Source organism: Citrobacter sp. 50677481 (genome assembly GCF_001463265.1).
Classification (GTDB): domain Bacteria; phylum Pseudomonadota; class Gammaproteobacteria; order Enterobacterales; family Enterobacteriaceae; genus Citrobacter_A; species Citrobacter_A sedlakii.
In genome coordinates this window covers 35,611-50,406 of sequence record NZ_LNHZ01000064.1, presented here as the reverse complement: position 1 = coordinate 50,406, position 14,796 = coordinate 35,611, and the positions used below count along the sequence as shown (strand labels likewise).

The 14,796-nt window shown below is 55.5% G+C and carries 15 protein-coding genes and 1 pseudogene; 9 read left to right on the top strand and 7 right to left on the bottom strand.

What is annotated here, in order from left to right; all coding sequences use genetic code 11:
• Both fucO and rhaM read left to right on the top strand, forming a co-directional pair.
• On the top strand, window positions 1–1,149 hold the full coding sequence (fucO, locus tag APU02_RS19530) for a lactaldehyde reductase (protein WP_060570989.1): 1,149 nt from the start codon (window positions 1–3) through the stop codon (window positions 1,147–1,149).
• Window positions 1,146–1,460, top strand: a complete 315-nt coding sequence (gene rhaM / locus APU02_RS19525) for an L-rhamnose mutarotase (protein WP_042292513.1) — start codon at window positions 1,146–1,148, stop codon at window positions 1,458–1,460. The genes fucO and rhaM overlap by 4 nt, the downstream gene beginning before the upstream one ends.
• A 45-nt stretch (window positions 1,461–1,505) precedes the next feature.
• Here rhaM and APU02_RS19520 read toward each other — a convergent pair whose 3' ends face one another.
• Complete coding sequence (locus APU02_RS19520; RefSeq protein ID WP_060570988.1) at window positions 1,506–2,897, bottom strand: carbohydrate porin; 1,392 nt, start codon at window positions 2,895–2,897, stop codon at window positions 1,506–1,508.
• A gap of 346 nt (window positions 2,898–3,243) precedes the next feature.
• Window positions 3,244–3,792 carry an XRE family transcriptional regulator gene (locus tag APU02_RS19515; RefSeq protein ID WP_042292509.1) on the bottom strand — a complete coding sequence of 183 codons (549 nt, stop codon included), beginning with the start codon at window positions 3,790–3,792 and terminating at the stop codon, window positions 3,244–3,246.
• Window positions 3,793–3,892: 100 nt separating this feature from the next.
• Between APU02_RS19515 and APU02_RS19510 the strand changes: the two genes are divergently transcribed.
• On the top strand, window positions 3,893–4,552 hold the full coding sequence (locus APU02_RS19510; RefSeq protein WP_060570987.1) for an AzlC family ABC transporter permease: 660 nt from the start codon (window positions 3,893–3,895) through the stop codon (window positions 4,550–4,552).
• A complete protein-coding gene (locus tag APU02_RS19505; RefSeq protein WP_060570986.1) occupies window positions 4,552–4,875 on the top strand; it encodes an AzlD domain-containing protein in 324 nt (107 codons plus the stop codon). Before APU02_RS19510 ends, APU02_RS19505 begins: the two co-directional genes overlap by 1 nt.
• 43 nt (window positions 4,876–4,918) lie before the next feature.
• On the opposite strand, the gene APU02_RS19500 is transcribed toward APU02_RS19505, so the two are convergent.
• Both APU02_RS19500 and fdhD read right to left on the bottom strand, forming a co-directional pair.
• Window positions 4,919–5,131 carry a DUF1471 domain-containing protein gene (locus tag APU02_RS19500; RefSeq protein ID WP_042292481.1) on the bottom strand — a complete coding sequence of 71 codons (213 nt, stop codon included), beginning with the start codon at window positions 5,129–5,131 and terminating at the stop codon, window positions 4,919–4,921.
• Between the two features lie 126 nt (window positions 5,132–5,257).
• A complete protein-coding gene (gene fdhD / locus APU02_RS19495) occupies window positions 5,258–6,094 on the bottom strand; it encodes a formate dehydrogenase accessory sulfurtransferase FdhD (protein WP_060570985.1) in 837 nt (278 codons plus the stop codon).
• A gap of 191 nt (window positions 6,095–6,285) precedes the next feature.
• Between fdhD and fdnG the strand changes: the two genes are divergently transcribed.
• The 4 genes from fdnG (at window position 6,286) to fdhE (ending at window position 12,079) form a co-directional block, all read left to right on the top strand.
• A complete protein-coding gene (gene fdnG, locus APU02_RS19485) occupies window positions 6,286–9,336 on the top strand; it encodes a formate dehydrogenase-N subunit alpha (RefSeq protein WP_082636871.1) in 3,051 nt (1,016 codons plus the stop codon).
• A 12-nt stretch (window positions 9,337–9,348) separates the two neighbouring features.
• Complete coding sequence (fdxH, locus tag APU02_RS19480; RefSeq protein ID WP_060570983.1) at window positions 9,349–10,251, top strand: formate dehydrogenase subunit beta; 903 nt, start codon at window positions 9,349–9,351, stop codon at window positions 10,249–10,251.
• Complete coding sequence (gene fdoI / locus APU02_RS19475) at window positions 10,248–10,883, top strand: formate dehydrogenase cytochrome b556 subunit (RefSeq protein ID WP_042292467.1); 636 nt, start codon at window positions 10,248–10,250, stop codon at window positions 10,881–10,883. Before fdxH ends, fdoI begins: the two co-directional genes overlap by 4 nt.
• Window positions 10,884–11,149: 266 nt before the next feature.
• Window positions 11,150–12,079: a formate dehydrogenase accessory protein FdhE gene (fdhE, locus tag APU02_RS19470; protein WP_042292465.1), complete on the top strand. Its 930-nt coding sequence runs from the start codon at window positions 11,150–11,152 to the stop codon at window positions 12,077–12,079.
• Between the two features lie 35 nt (window positions 12,080–12,114).
• On the opposite strand, the pseudogene APU02_RS19465 reads toward fdhE, so the two are convergent.
• Both APU02_RS19465 and APU02_RS19460 read right to left on the bottom strand, forming a co-directional pair.
• Window positions 12,115–12,484: pseudogene (locus APU02_RS19465) on the bottom strand (type II toxin-antitoxin system VapC family toxin).
• Window positions 12,484–12,732 carry a CopG family transcriptional regulator gene (locus APU02_RS19460; RefSeq protein WP_060570982.1) on the bottom strand — a complete coding sequence of 83 codons (249 nt, stop codon included), beginning with the start codon at window positions 12,730–12,732 and terminating at the stop codon, window positions 12,484–12,486. The pseudogene APU02_RS19465 and the gene APU02_RS19460 overlap by 1 nt, the downstream one beginning before the upstream one ends.
• A 199-nt stretch (window positions 12,733–12,931) precedes the next feature.
• Here APU02_RS19460 and APU02_RS19455 point away from each other — a divergent pair, with 199 nt between their 5' ends.
• On the top strand, window positions 12,932–13,879 hold the full coding sequence (locus tag APU02_RS19455) for an alpha/beta hydrolase (protein WP_060570981.1): 948 nt from the start codon (window positions 12,932–12,934) through the stop codon (window positions 13,877–13,879).
• Here APU02_RS19455 and fabY read toward each other — a convergent pair.
• Window positions 13,849–14,790: a fatty acid biosynthesis protein FabY gene (gene fabY / locus APU02_RS19450; RefSeq protein ID WP_042292459.1), complete on the bottom strand. Its 942-nt coding sequence runs from the start codon at window positions 14,788–14,790 to the stop codon at window positions 13,849–13,851. The genes APU02_RS19455 and fabY overlap by 31 nt on opposite strands.
• Window positions 14,791–14,796: the final 6 nt, after the last annotated feature.

The window sequence follows — 14,796 nt, the reverse complement described above, 5'->3', positions numbered from 1 at the left end:
ATGAGCTTTATGCTGGCACTTCCCAAAATCAGCCTGCACGGCGCAGGGGCGATTGGCGATATGGTGAATCTGGTTGCGAACAAGCAGTGGGGAAAAGCGCTGATCGTCACCGACGGTCAATTGGTGAAGCTTGGGCTACTCGATAGCCTGTTCACCGCGCTGGATGCGCACCAGATGTCGTATCACCTGTTTGACGAGGTGTTCCCGAATCCAACCGAAGCGCTGGTGCAAAAGGGTTACGCGGCGTATCAGGAGGCGAACTGCGACTACATCATCGCATTTGGCGGCGGCAGCCCAATCGATACCGCCAAAGCGGTGAAAATCCTTACCGCTAATCCGGCGCCATCCACGTCCTATTCCGGCGTGGGCAAAGTGAAGAACCCGGGCGTACCGCTGGTCGCAATCAACACCACCGCCGGGACAGCGGCTGAGATGACCAGCAACGCGGTGATTATTGACGCCGAACGTCAGGTAAAAGAAGTGATCATCGACCCGAATATCATTCCGGATATTGCGGTAGACGATGCCAGCGTGATGCTGGATATTCCGGCGTCCGTCACCGCGGCGACCGGTATGGATGCCCTGACCCACGCGGTGGAAGCCTACGTTTCCGTTGGCGCGCACCCGCTAACCGACGCTAACGCGCTGGAAGCTATCCGTCTGATCAACCTGTGGCTACCGAAAGCCGTGGATGATGGCCACAACATGGAAGCCCGTGAGCAGATGGCGTTCGGTCAGTATCTGGCGGGGATGGCATTCAACAGCGCCGGCCTGGGGCTGGTTCATGCGCTGGCGCATCAGCCGGGCGCGACTCACAACCTGCCGCACGGCGTTTGCAACGCCATTCTGCTGCCGATCATTGAAAACTTTAACCGCCCGAACGCCGTCGCGCGTTTTGCCCGCATCGCCGGGGCGATGGGGGTGGATACCCGCGGCATGAGCGATGAAGCGGCAAGTATGGAAGCGATTAATGCGATCCGCGCCCTGAGCAAACGCGTGGGTATTCCGGAAGGGTTCAGCGCACTCGGCGTAACCAAAGAGGACATCGAAGGCTGGCTGGATAAAGCGCTGGCTGACCCATGCGCGCCATGCAACCCGCGCACTGCCAGCCGCGATGAAGTCCGCGAGCTATACCTGGAGGCGTTATGATCCGCAAAGCATTCGTGATGCAGGTTAACGGCGACGCGCACGAAGAGTATCAGCGCCGCCATAACCCCATCTGGCCGGAGCTGGAAGCGGTGCTAAAAGCGCACGGCGCGCATCACTATGCGATCTATCTCGACGAAGCGCGCAACCTGCTGTTCGCCACCGTGGAGATTGAGTCCGAAGAGCGCTGGAACGCGGTCGCGAATACTGACGTGTGTCAGCGCTGGTGGAAACATATGCGCGACGTGATGCCCGCAAACCCGGACAACAGCCCGGTCAGCGCGGAACTGAAGGAAGTGTTTTATCTGGCGTAAGCGCCGGTGAGTCCAGGCCCGGTGAATACCGGGCCTTTTTTTGCATCAGAAGTAATATTTGAAGCGAACGCGGGCGCCGTAGCGGTCGTCGGAATCGTCGCCGTGAACGTCATCGCCGTCGCTGTTCATGATGGAATAATAGGTACCGAGGTAGATATTGAAGTTCTCCATATCCATCACGTTGGCGAACTGATAGGACGCATGAATAGTATGAATGTCATAGGTGCCTTCATCGTTAATCCAGCAATCATCGTCGCAGACGACACCTGAATATTCATCAATCTTGTTATGCGCGTAAATATACCCCAGCTCAAAGCGCTTCCACAGGGCGTTCACCCCGGCGGTAAAGTCTTTTTCACTGCTGGCATCCAGATACGCGGTGTTGACGTTAAGCACCACACCGTTGTCCGGATCGGTCTTTAAGCCGTCCCAGGTCATGGTTAAGCCATAGCCGGTGCGGTCGGACTGATCGACAAAGTCGCCCTGTGCGTCGGTGTAGCCGTAGGCGTTATTGACCACGTTCGATTCCATCGCCGCGGCCACCGAGAACTCATCTTTTGACCACGCGATAACCGGGCGCAGATAGGCAACGTTTTTCTGTTGATCCATCTCACGACCATGGTAGTCACCCTCATTAAACAGCGCGGTACCGTCTTCCAGCAGGGTGTTGAGTTCGAAATACCAGTTATCGATTTGCTTGCTGACAAGGAAGTTACCGCCCGCGTCGGAACGGCCGCGCCCTTCTTTCATCATGTAGATATAGCCGCTGCCGTCGTCGTACAGATCGTTAGCGGTATTGCCGGAATGTTCGACAAACGTATCCTGATTCAGCGGGAACATATCGTAGGCTTCGAAACGCCCGACTTTCACCTTCCAGTCGTTTTCCTTGCCGAAGAAGAAGACCGCGTCATCAATGTCCACCGTGCCGGACATGTCCCCTAACGGCTGCGCCGAGAAGCCAGCGAAATAGCCGTTATCCAGCTTCCGCATCCCGTCAAAACCCAGCAGGATACGGCCATTCAGATCCCATTGTTCATTCGTTGTGTCAGGATCCATATTGGCATTGGTCATCGCCAGTAGGCCATGTTTGCTTTCGGCATCCATGTTGAATTCCACATCGCCGTAGATTTTCAAATCGCCGTAGCCGGAGAGCTGCAGATTTGGCGTCGCGGCGTTTTTCTGCGTTTCTTCCGTCGGTGTCTGTCCGTTAACCGGAGTGTTGCCCTGAGCGGCTTTGATTTCGCGGATCTCCGCAGCCTGCTGGACCTGTAATTGTTGTACCTGGCTTTCCGCCTGGGCCGCCCGGTTTTCCGCCGCCGCCAGTCGGGCCTCTAATTGCTCAAGCCGTTGTTCCAGAGTCAATTGCGCTGTTTTAGCAAAACCGGTATTTGCCACTAATAATAATCCGATTGCTAAAGATAACGTCGATTTCTTCATTTATTCGCTTTCCTTGAAATAAAGAATGATCAGCGTTTTCCTGTAGGAATACGCGTGGTGAATAATGAGATAAGAACAATTTTATTTTTATATATATTGACACCAGCAATTGAACCCATGAATGATTGAACAGCGATTGCGGGTGCTTTCACAGGCTAATAATTATTAGCATTCTGATTTATTGGTGTAAATGCAGCAAATACACAGTTCGTGAGGAATCTAACAAAAGCGGGGAAATAAACGAAATATCGTAAAAAGTTATAAATATAGATTTAATGAAAATATAATTTTGATTAATCATTGAGCGTGACGTTATTACACCACGCTCGAATTAATCGAAATAATCTTAATTTTGTTCGGCGACCAGAATTGCCTGCGTATCCGGTGCCAGCGCCTTAAATATATGTTCCCGATCGGCGGGGTAACAAATATAGTCACCCACACCTAATTCTTCCGGCGCGTCGGTCAGACCAACCAGCGCTTTTCCCTGCGTCACGATGATATGCTCTATCGACCCGGGCGGATGGGGCTGTGAAACGCGGTCGGCTCCCGGCTGGGTCAGCAGTAAATAGATATCGCGACGTGCGCCAGGGGGGCACGCGGCCAGCAAAATGGCCTGATAGTGCGCCTGCTCCGCCACCACTTTTGTCCCTTCGCCCCGCCGAATCACCTGCGTTTTTTGCACCTGCGGTTCCAGCAGCCGCGCAAAGGGGATATCCAGCGCCACACAGAGCGACCAGAGCGTTTCCAGGCTAGGATTACCGTTTCCCGCTTCCAGCTGTGAAAGTGTGGATTTGGCGATGCCTGCCCGGCGGGCGATTTCCGCCAGCGACAGTCCTGTCCGCTGACGTTCGCGTACCAGACTTTTAGCAATCACGCTGATGGGCTGTGTCATTCACGTCTCCGCGTTTTTTATAACGAACGATTCGTTCGTCTTGTAAATCGATCATGTTCCGTTCATTATAATGGAAACTCGTTCGATATGGCTAAAATGGATGAAACACCTCTTTTCCAGTCTGAAAGCAGACACGATAAAAGCGATATTTCTGGTATGCCTGGCCGTCGGCGTAGTGGGCATGTCCTACGGCTCGCTGGCGATGGCCTACGGTTTCCCGGTCTGGGTACCGTTTGTGCTCTCGATTTTTGTACTGGCCGGCGCGTCAGAATTCATGTTCATCGGCATTGTCGCCAGCGGCGGAAACCCGTTAGCGGCAGCGGCAGCCGGTTTACTGGTTAACGCCCGCCACGTACCTTTCGGCGTGACGGTGCGCGATCTGGTCGGCACCCGCGCCGCCAGCTTTTTGGGCTGCCACATTATGAACGATGAGAGCGTGGTGTTTGGCCTGTCGCAGAAAACGCCGGAGCAGCGTAAAGCCGCTTACTGGCTTTGCGGTCTGGGCGTTGCCATTCTCTGGCCGGTAGGTACCCTGCTGGGTACGGTGGTGGGACAGTTGCTGCCCGCGCCGGAAACCATCGGTCTCGACGCCGTGTTCCCGGCGATCCTGCTCGCGCTTGTGGTACCTGCTTTCAAAAACCGTACTACTTTAATTCGCAGCCTGAGCGGCGCCGCCGTGTCGCTTGCTGCCGTGCCTTTTGCGCCGGTCGGGCTGCCGGTGCTGCTTTCCCTGCTTGGCTTACTGACGAGGAAAAAATAATGGGCAATATGACGCTGTTTATCCTCGGCATCGCAATTTTATCGGCGGGTACCTACCTGATGCGCCTCGGCGGCGCAAAGCTGGGGAGTCGTCTGGCGCTTTCCGAGCGTTCGCAGGCGCTGCTTTCCGATGCCGCGACGGTATTGCTGTTTTCCGTTGCGCTGGCGACCACCTTCTACGAAGGCGAACACTTTGCGAGTATGGCGCGCGTGTTGGGCGTGGCTTTCGCGGTATTTCTCGCCTGGCGGAAAATGCCGCTGATTGTGGTGATTATCGCTGCGGCGGTGGTGACGGCGCTCTTGAGAATGGCGGGAGTGCACTAATTACCGGATGGCGCAGTTGAACTGCGCCGCCGTCCGGCAAGGCTTATTTCAGCAATTCAGCAGTCATGTGCACACGGTTACCAGTATAAGCCTGGGTAATTTTGTAGGCGCTGGCGCCAGCTTGTTCAGCCTGAGCGGCGATTTTCGCTTCCGCGCTTTCCAGCGTCGAGCCGGTTGCGGTCACGGACTGCGCGGCGAAAGTACCGAAGGACGTAGCGAGAGCGATTACTGCGACAAAAGTTTTGATGCTTTTCATGATATAAACCCTTTCACTTGGTTGTTTGAGTAAGGCACTGTGCCTTGATGTGATAAATAATAGGCCGTTACTCAGACAACTGAAAGCGGAAGGATTTGCCAATCTAATTCAAATAAACTGAATGTGTTATCCGGCAATTAACCGCTGCGGGTGCGTATAAACGGTCGCCCTGCCCGGCTTACAGAAGCCCACCAGCGTCAGGTTGCAGCGCTCGGCTACTTCCACCGCTAATGTAGTGGCGGCAGAGAGCGCAAATAAGATTTCAACGCCGCACATCGCCGATTTCTGCACCATCTCATAGCTGGCGCGACTGGATACCAGCGCCGCCCCCTGTTCCCAGGCTTTTCCTTCCCCGGCACGGCGCCCGAGCAGTTTATCCAGCGCCACATGACGTCCCACATCTTCATGACCGCCCGCCAGTTCGCCACAAGGCATAACCCAGGCTGCGGCATGGGTACATCCGGTCAGTTTTCCGATGGGCTGAAAGTCCTTCAGATGCTGTAAAGCCGGGTCGAGACTGGCGAGATGAAACGTCTGGGTGAATGGCAGCGGCTGCACCGGTTTACCAATGTCGTTAAGCTGTTCCACGCCGCAGACGCCACAGCCAGTCCGTCCAGCCAGCGCGCGGCGACGTTCTTTCAACCCCATAAAGCGGCGGCTGGAAAGCTCAATCCGCACCTCAAGCCCGTTACAGGACGGCACGACATCCATACCAAAAATATCCCGCGGGCTGGCGATGATTCCCTCAGAAAGGGAAAAGCCAACGGCGAAATGCATAAGATCTTTCGGCGACGCCATCATCACAACGTGCGAAATGCCGTTATAGACCAGCGCAACCGGGACTTCTTCCGCGACCTCATCCCGCTGAGGATGTTGCAAATCCTCGCGCGTCCAGAGGCTAACCTCGCGATAACCCGTGACATTTGTCACATATTCGACTTCTTCTGGATGTATCTTATTCACTTTCTTTTAACCGTATAAGAACAGACGTACCAACATTGTGGTATTCTGTCACAAACCCCACCGGGACAAGGGGAAATTGACCCAATTCTGGACCTTTGCGGTCCTCTCCGCAAAGAAAAATAACAACCACTCCCTGAGCATTCAGACTGAATGTGAATGAGAAGTGACAATGTCGAAACAAGGAGCAAACCATGCAGGTCAGCAGAAGGCAGTTCTTTAAGATCTGCGCTGGCGGTATGGCAGGCACCACGGCGGCGGCACTGGGCTTCGCGCCCGGCGTAGCGCTAGCGGAAACACGGCAATACAAACTGCTGCGCACCCGCGAAACCCGTAATACCTGCACTTACTGTTCCGTTGGCTGCGGGCTGTTAATGTACAGCCTCGGCGACGGGGCGAAAAACGCCAAAGCATCTATCTTCCATATTGAAGGCGATCCGGACCATCCGGTAAACCGCGGCGCACTCTGCCCGAAAGGGGCCGGTCTGGTGGACTTTATCCACTCCGAAAGCCGCCTGAAGTACCCGGAATATCGCGCGCCAGGTTCTGATAAATGGCAGAAGATCAGTTGGGATGAGGCGTTTGACCGCATCGCGAAGCTGATGAAAGAAGACCGCGACGCCAACTACGTTGCGCAGAACGCTGAAGGCGTGACCGTCAACCGCTGGCTGTCGACCGGCATGCTGTGTGCTTCAGCCTCCAGTAACGAAACCGGCTATTTAACGCAAAAATTCTCCCGCGCGCTGGGTATGCTCGCGGTCGACAACCAGGCGCGTGTCTGACACGGACCAACGGTAGCAAGTCTTGCTCCAACATTTGGTCGCGGTGCGATGACCAACCACTGGGTCGACATTAAGAACGCCAACCTCGTCGTGGTAATGGGCGGTAACGCCGCTGAAGCGCACCCGGTCGGGTTCCGCTGGGCGATGGAAGCGAAAATTCGCAACGGCGCGAAGCTGATTGTGATCGATCCGCGCTTTACGCGTACCGCGTCGGTGGCCGACTTCTATGCGCCGATTCGTTCCGGTACTGACATTGCTTTCCTGTCAGGCGTGATGCTGTACCTGCTGACAAACGAAAAATACAACCGCGAATACACCGAAGCTTACACCAACGCCAGCCTGATCGTGCGTGAAGACTTTGGCTTCGACGATGGCCTGTTCACCGGCTACGACGCGGAGCAACGTAAATACGACAAAACCAGCTGGAACTACGAGCTGGACGAAAACGGCTTTGCGAAACGCGACACCACACTGCAACACCCGCGCTGCGTCTGGAACCTGCTGAAACAGCACGTTTCCCGCTATACGCCGGACGTTGTCGAAAATATCTGCGGCACACCGAAAGCCGACTTTCTGAAGGTGTGTGAGTACATCGCGGAAACCAGTGCGAAAGACAAAACCGCGTCGTTCCTGTATGCCCTCGGCTGGACGCAGCATTCCATCGGCGCGCAGAACATCCGCACCATGGCGATGATCCAGCTGCTGCTCGGCAACATGGGGATGGCGGGCGGCGGCGTTAACGCCCTGCGCGGTCACTCTAACATTCAGGGGCTGACCGACCTGGGCCTGCTGTCGCAAAGCCTGCCGGGTTACCTGACCCTGCCGAACGAGAAGCAGACCGACCTGCAAACCTACCTTACCGCCAATACGCCGAAGCCGCTGCTGGAAGGCCAGGTCAACTACTGGGGCAATTATCCGAAATTCTTTGTCTCGCTGATGAAGTCCTTCTTTGGCGACAAAGCAACGGCGGAAAACAGCTGGGGCTTTGACTGGCTGCCGAAGTGGGACAAAGGGTACGACGTGCTGCAGTACTTCGAGATGATGAACGAGGGCAAGGTCAATGGCTATATCTGCCAGGGCTTTAACCCGGTGGCGTCATTCCCGAACAAAAACAAAGTGATCGCGTCCCTGTCGAAACTGAAGTTCCTGGTGACCATTGATCCGCTCAACACCGAGACCTCAACCTTCTGGCAGAACCACGGCGAGTCGAACGATGTCGATCCGTCGACAATTCAGACCGAAGTGTTCCGCTTGCCGTCCACCTGCTTTGCGGAAGAAAACGGGTCTATCGTTAACTCCGGTCGCTGGTTGCAGTGGCACTGGAAAGGTGCCGACGCACCGGGAATAGCCCGTACCGACGGTGAAATTCTGGCGGGTATTTTCTTGCGTATGCGCAAGATGTACGCCGAACAGGGCGGCGCCAACCCGGAACAGGTGCTGAACATGACCTGGAACTACACCAAACCGGATGAGCCAGATTCGGAAGAAGTGGCGCAGGAAAGTAACGGTAAAGCGCTGGCGGATATCGTCGACCCGGCAACGGGCGCGGTGATCGTCAAGAAAGGCCAGCAGCTCAGTTCGTTCGCCCAGTTACGTGACGATGGTACCACCGCCAGCGGCTGTTGGATTTTTGCCGGTAGCTGGACACCGGAAGGTAACATGATGGCGCGTCGCGATAACGCCGATCCGTCAGGCCTCGGCAATACGCTGGGCTGGGCGTGGGCATGGCCGCTTAACCGTCGTATTTTGTATAACCGCGCCTCCGCTGATCCACAAGGCAACCCGTGGGATCCGAAACGTCAAATCCTGAAATGGGATGGGACGAAATGGAGCGGGATGGACATTCCGGACTACAGCGCCGCCGCACCGGGTAGCGATGTCGGACCGTTTATCATGCAGCCGGAAGGGATGGGGCGCCTGTTTGCTGTCGATAAGATGGCGGAAGGTCCGTTCCCGGAACACTATGAGCCGTTTGAAACACCGCTGGGCACCAACCCGCTGCACCCGAACGTGATCTCTAACCCTGCCGCCCGCATCTTTAAGAGCGACGCCGAAGCGCTGGGTAAAGCCGATAAGTTCCCGTATGTCGGCACCACTTACCGCCTGACCGAGCACTTCCACTACTGGACCAAGCACGCGTTGCTTAATGCTATCGCCCAGCCGGAACAGTTTGTGGAAATTGGCGAGAAGCTGGCGAACAAGCTGGGCATTGCCCACGGCGATACGGTGAAAGTCTCCTCTAACCGCGGTTACATTAAGGCTAAGGCGGTAGTGACCAAGCGTATCCGCACGTTGAAAGCTGACGGCAAGGATATCGATACCATCGGTATTCCGATTCACTGGGGCTACGAGGGCGTGGCGAAAAAAGGGTTTATCGCCAATACGTTAACGCCATTCGTTGGTGATGCGAACACGCAGACGCCGGAGTTTAAGTCCTTCCTGGTGAATGTGGAAAAGGTATAACGGAGACGACTTATGGCTTATCAATCGCAAGACATCATTCGTCGTTCCGCGACTAACGGTTTCACCCCCGCGCCCCAGGCGCGGGATCACCAGCAAGAAGTGGCGAAGCTTATCGACGTAACCACCTGTATCGGCTGTAAAGCCTGCCAGGTGGCCTGTTCGGAGTGGAATGACATTCGTGATGAAATCGGCAGCAACGTCGGGGTTTACGATAACCCGGCGGATTTGACCGCCAAATCATGGACGGTGATGCGCTTCTCGGAAGTGGAACAGAACGACAAACTGGAATGGCTGATCCGCAAGGACGGCTGCATGCACTGTGCCGATCCGGGCTGCCTGAAGGCGTGCCCGGCGGAAGGGGCGATCATTCAGTATGCTAACGGCATTGTCGACTTCCAGTCTGAACAGTGCATCGGATGCGGCTACTGCATCGCCGGATGCCCGTTCGACGTGCCGCGTCTGAATCCGGAAGACAACCGCGTGTATAAATGTACGCTGTGCGTCGACCGCGTCAACGTCGGCCAGGAACCAGCCTGCGTGAAAACCTGCCCAACCGGCGCTATCCACTTTGGCTCAAAAGAGGATATGAAAACGCTGGCGGGTGAGCGCGTCGCCGAGCTGAAAACTCGCGGTTACGACAACGCAGGCCTGTACGATCCGGCAGGCGTCGGCGGTACGCACGTGATGTACGTGCTGCACCATGCCGACAAGCCGAATCTGTACCACGGCCTGCCGGAAAACCCGGAAATCAGCGCCACCGTGAAGTTCTGGAAAGGGATCTGGAAACCTCTTGCAGCGGTCGGCTTTGCAGCGACCTTTGCGGCCAGCGTCTTCCACTACGTCGGGGTCGGTCCGAACCGTGCGGAGGAAGAAGATGACAACCTGCATGAAGAGAAAGACGAGGTGCGCAAATGAAACGTCGTGACACCATCGTGCGCTACACCGCGCCGGAACGCATCAACCACTGGGTCACAGCCTTCTGCTTCGTGCTGGCGGCGGTGAGTGGACTGGGCTTTTTCTTCCCGTCCTTCAACTGGCTGATGCAGATTCTCGGCACGCCGCAGCTGGCGCGCATTCTGCACCCGTTCGTGGGCGTGATCATGTTCGCCTCGTTCATCATCATGTTCTTCCGTTACTGGCATCACAACCTGATCAATCGGGACGATATTTTCTGGGCGAAGAACATCCGCAAGATTATCGTCAACGACGAGGTTGGCGACACCGGACGGTATAACTTCGGCCAGAAATGCGTGTTCTGGGCGGCGATTATCTTCCTGGTGCTGCTGCTGGTGAGCGGCGTGATCATCTGGCGTCCGTACTTTGCCCCGGCGTTTTCCATTCCGGTGATCCGCTTTGCGCTGATGTTGCACTCCTTTGCCGCCGTCGCGCTGATCGTGGTGATTATGGTGCATATTTACGCTGCGCTGTGGGTGAAAGGCACGATTACGGCTATGGTTGAAGGCTGGGTTACCCGCTCGTGGGCGAAGAAACATCACCCACGCTGGTACCGCGAAGTGCGTGAAAAGCAGGACAAATCATCGTCCTGACCCGCTGATTATCCATCCCAATGACTCTGGCGCCGGGAACATTGTTTCCGGCGCTATTTCGTGTCAGGCTCCGCCAGCTAATCCGAACGGTGAATAGTCTGCTCCGTTAAGATCGGGTATCGTACCGCACACATTGCGATGTCACCGGTATATCCCGCAGACCGATTGCGGTTATCATTACTGATATTCACCAGAGCGGGCGCGTGGCAGGCGCCAAATCAAGAGCGGATGACAGACCACCGATCCGCCCAACCAGGAAGCACTCAATGAGCATTCGTATCATCCCGCAAGATGAGCTGGAAAAAAGCGAGAAGCGCGCGACGGATATGATCCCACCGTTATTATTTCCCCGGCTCAAAAATTTATATAACCGTCGCGCCGAACGCCTGCGCGAACTGGCAGAGAACAACCCGCTGGGCGATTACCTGCGCTTTGCTGCGCTGATCGCCCACGCGCAGGAAGTGGTGCTGTACGATCACCCGCTTCAGATAGACCTGACCGCACGCATTAAAGACGCGAACGAACAGGGCAAACCACCGCTGGATATTCACGTTCTGCCGCGCGATAAACACTGGCAAACGCTGCTGCATTCGCTAATTGCGGAGCTGAAGCCCGAAATGAGCGGCCCGGCGCTGGCGGTGATCGAAAACCTGGAAAAAGCCTCCGAACAAGAGCTGGAACAGATGGCGAGCGCGCTGTTCGCTGCGGATTTTGCCTCTGTAAGCAGCGACAAAGCGCCGTTTATCTGGGCTGCGTTGTCGCTTTACTGGGCACAGATGGCTAACCTGATCCCGGGCAAAGCCCGCGCCGAATACGGCGAACAGCGTCAGTATTGCCCGGTGTGCGGCTCAATGCCGGTCTCCAGCATTGTGCAAATTGGCACCACGCAGGGGCTGCGCTATCTGCACTGCAACCTGTGTGAAACCGAATGGCACGTGGTGCGCGTGAAATGCAGCAACTGCGAGCAGAGCCGCGATTTGCACTACTGGTCGCTGGAAAATGAGCAGGCGGCAATCAAAGCCGAAAGCTGCGGCGACTGCGGAACCTACCTGAAGATTCTCTATCAGGAAAAAGACCCGAAAGTCGAAGCGGTGGCTGACGATCTTGCCTCGTTGATTCTGGACGCCAAAATGGAGCAGGAGGGCTTTGCCCGTAGCTCTATCAACCCGTTCCTGTTCCCGGGTGAAGGGGAGTAAAGCTTACCTGGACCGGATGGCCCCCGTCGTCCGGTCTACAAGTGATATGGCGTGATCACCCCGGTATCCCGGTAAAGTCTTTTGTATTACGCATCACAAGCTGACAGCGATGGATTTGGGCGGTTGCCAGGATGATCGCATTCGGCAGTTTCATACCATACTCCTGCCTCCGGCTGACGCTGCGTTCTGCGATATCCTGTGTAACGCCAATCACGTTGAAGACGCTTAAAGCTATACGCGTGCGGTTTCCCTGATGATATTTCTTCGCACCGACCATTACTTCCATCCATGTGATAAGGCTAATCGCATTTTGTGGGGGATACGTTTCAAGCCCCTGTTTCGCTTCACGACGACCGTTAAACAAATCGATCTATGGGTATCAAATAATACAAACCCTTGCTGCATCACCATTCCTCGCGCAATTTCCTTTCGTATTCGATACCGTCTTCTTCGCAGCCCTGCCACAGTCCTGACGCGTTAGAAAGGGTATTTTCTGCCAGACCTTGTCTTTCAAGGTATTGTTCTACTGCTTCGCGTAATAGCTCAGCACGCGGTAGGTTGCGCTGCTTTTTGAGATCATCAAGACGCTTGATCACATCGTCTGGCAGGTCGAGTAAAACCCTGCCCATAACCATTCCAACCATCATACTCATATATCTCTCCGGCATATCGTTTGCAGCTATTTTTCGCACAACATACACCCGTGGCGGCAGGGAAAAAAGCGCTTTCAGACGTGACTTTCACTTTTGCGAGGCGCTTTCCAGAATCGCTATCACGGTAAAATTCGTCATTTTATTTCGCCCCTATCCAGGCTATAACACTGTGTATTCATACAGATAAAGGGTGAGAAATATGGCGCTGGAAAAGGGCATTGCAAAGTTGGTTGGAGACTTTATCGCCGCGGGACGCCCCTCTGTTCGCGGTCAGCGTATTGATGACAGGAGGGCGGGCTATGTCGCCAGTACGGTGCTCGCCGGCGACACGGAAAGTCGTGTCGAAGTGGAAGTGTGTGTACTCGAAGAAATAACGTTTCGGGTGGTTTCTCCCCGTCACGCATCAGGCGCGCTGCCCTGTGTGATCTATTATCACGGCGGCTGTTTTGTCAGCGGAGGATTTGCCACCCACGATAAGCAACTACGCCAGTTGGCTTACCGCAGCAACTGCCGGGTAATCGCCGTCCAGTACCGTCTCGCGCCAGAGCATACTTTCCCGGCGGCGCATGACGATGCTGAAAAAGGGGCAAATCTTGTCTGGACCTACCACGAGCGATTTGGCATCGACCGACAGCGCATTACGCTTGCCGGAGACAGCGCGGGTGGGCAGTTGGCGCTGGTAACCGCGATGCGCCTGAAAGCGGCGAAACGCTGGCTGCCTGCGCAGTTGTTACTCATTTACCCTATGCTCGACGCCACGGCGCATTTTGAAAGCTATACCCGCAATGGGCTGGATTACCTCATCACGCGTGACACATTACTTACCGGCTATGAGATGTATTTATCACACACCGACCGCCAGCACCCCGAAGCCAGCCCTTTGTGGAGAGAGGATTTCAATGGCCTGCCGCCCACTCACATTATTAGCGCAGAGTACGATCCACTGTGCGATGAAGACGAAGCGCTGTATGACCGCCTTACGGCACAGGGCGTAGATTGCACCTGCCAGCGTTACCTCGGCGTTATTCATGGATTCTTCCAGCTTGGCGGAGTAAGCCAGGCCGCGCGCAGCGCAATGCAGGATATCGCCTGGCGCATTGGACAGCAGAAGGCAGCCTACTCCTCCTCGTTCCCACCTTCTTCATAGGGACCGAAGGGCTTTGCGGGCAGGACGATATAAATGCCTTCAAATATCGCGCCGGTTGTTTCATCGCCCAACAGTTCGACCTGCAGCTGGACGCGCGCTTTTTTACCTCGCGCCAGTCGGTCGAGATCGCCGCTCAGTGAGCCGAGATCGGCTACCGCGCTGGGTCTGCCGCTGATGGGCTTGCTGTAGCGAATATGGGCGTCGGCAAGAATAATGGTGCCGCCGAGGTGGCGCTCACGCAGCATCAGCCAGATAAGCCCCCAACCGGTGAGTGTCGCCAGCGAAAACAGACTTCCGGCGAACAGCGTGTGGTGCGGGTTTTGATTGCCCGTCTCCGGCATGGTGGTAATGAATTTTTGCCCGGTGTACTGCTGAATACGTACGCCCATTTTCTCGCTTAGCGGGATATGTTCATACCAGGCCTGCTGTAGCTGTCCGCACCAGTCGCCGCGATGCAATATGTCATCGAGCGAAGCGACAGGCTTAATCATCAAAAAATGGCGTACTGGCGTGGTTTGCGGCGTGGTAATTTCGCCCTGATTCACAAAGCCCAGCTTGGCGAAGAAGTCGACCGCGTCCTCGCGAGCGCTACAGGTCACTCGCTTAACGCCCTCCTGACGCGCCACCGACTCCAGCGTCATCGCCATCAGCGTCCCCAGTCCTTTTTCCTGTACTGCGGGATCAACGGCCATAAAGCGGATAGAGGCTTCGTTATCGGCATTAATGTACAACCGTCCCACGGCAACCAGGTTACCGTCTTCATCCACGACCATCTGGTGATGCGCCATCGCGTCCCAGGCGTCACGTTCGGAACCTTTTGGCTGATGCAGCGGTTTACGCAGCATTTCCCAGCGAAACTGATAGTAACGCTCTAATTCTTCTTCTGTTTGCGGTACACGAAGGTGATACATAGCTGT

What these genes read in the sequence shown, in the direction of transcription:
- fucO (WP_060570989.1), top strand. Translation starts at nt 1, where the DNA reads ATGAGCTTTATGCTGGCACTTCCCAAAATCAGCCTGCACGGCGCAGGG.
- rhaM (WP_042292513.1), top strand. Translation starts at nt 1,146, where the DNA reads ATGATCCGCAAAGCATTCGTGATGCAGGTTAACGGCGACGCGCACGAA.
- APU02_RS19520 (WP_060570988.1), bottom strand. Translation starts at nt 2,897, where the DNA reads ATGAAGAAATCGACGTTATCTTTAGCAATCGGATTATTATTAGTGGCA.
- APU02_RS19515 (WP_042292509.1), bottom strand. Translation starts at nt 3,792, where the DNA reads ATGACACAGCCCATCAGCGTGATTGCTAAAAGTCTGGTACGCGAACGT.
- APU02_RS19510 (WP_060570987.1), top strand. Translation starts at nt 3,893, where the DNA reads ATGAAACACCTCTTTTCCAGTCTGAAAGCAGACACGATAAAAGCGATA.
- APU02_RS19505 (WP_060570986.1), top strand. Translation starts at nt 4,552, where the DNA reads ATGGGCAATATGACGCTGTTTATCCTCGGCATCGCAATTTTATCGGCG.
- APU02_RS19500 (WP_042292481.1), bottom strand. Translation starts at nt 5,131, where the DNA reads ATGAAAAGCATCAAAACTTTTGTCGCAGTAATCGCTCTCGCTACGTCC.
- fdxH (WP_060570983.1), top strand. Translation starts at nt 9,349, where the DNA reads ATGGCTTATCAATCGCAAGACATCATTCGTCGTTCCGCGACTAACGGT.
- fdoI (WP_042292467.1), top strand. Translation starts at nt 10,248, where the DNA reads ATGAAACGTCGTGACACCATCGTGCGCTACACCGCGCCGGAACGCATC.
- fdhE (WP_042292465.1), top strand. Translation starts at nt 11,150, where the DNA reads ATGAGCATTCGTATCATCCCGCAAGATGAGCTGGAAAAAAGCGAGAAG.
- APU02_RS19460 (WP_060570982.1), bottom strand. Translation starts at nt 12,732, where the DNA reads ATGAGTATGATGGTTGGAATGGTTATGGGCAGGGTTTTACTCGACCTG.
- APU02_RS19455 (WP_060570981.1), top strand. Translation starts at nt 12,932, where the DNA reads ATGGCGCTGGAAAAGGGCATTGCAAAGTTGGTTGGAGACTTTATCGCC.
- fabY (WP_042292459.1), bottom strand. Translation starts at nt 14,790, where the DNA reads ATGTATCACCTTCGTGTACCGCAAACAGAAGAAGAATTAGAGCGTTAC.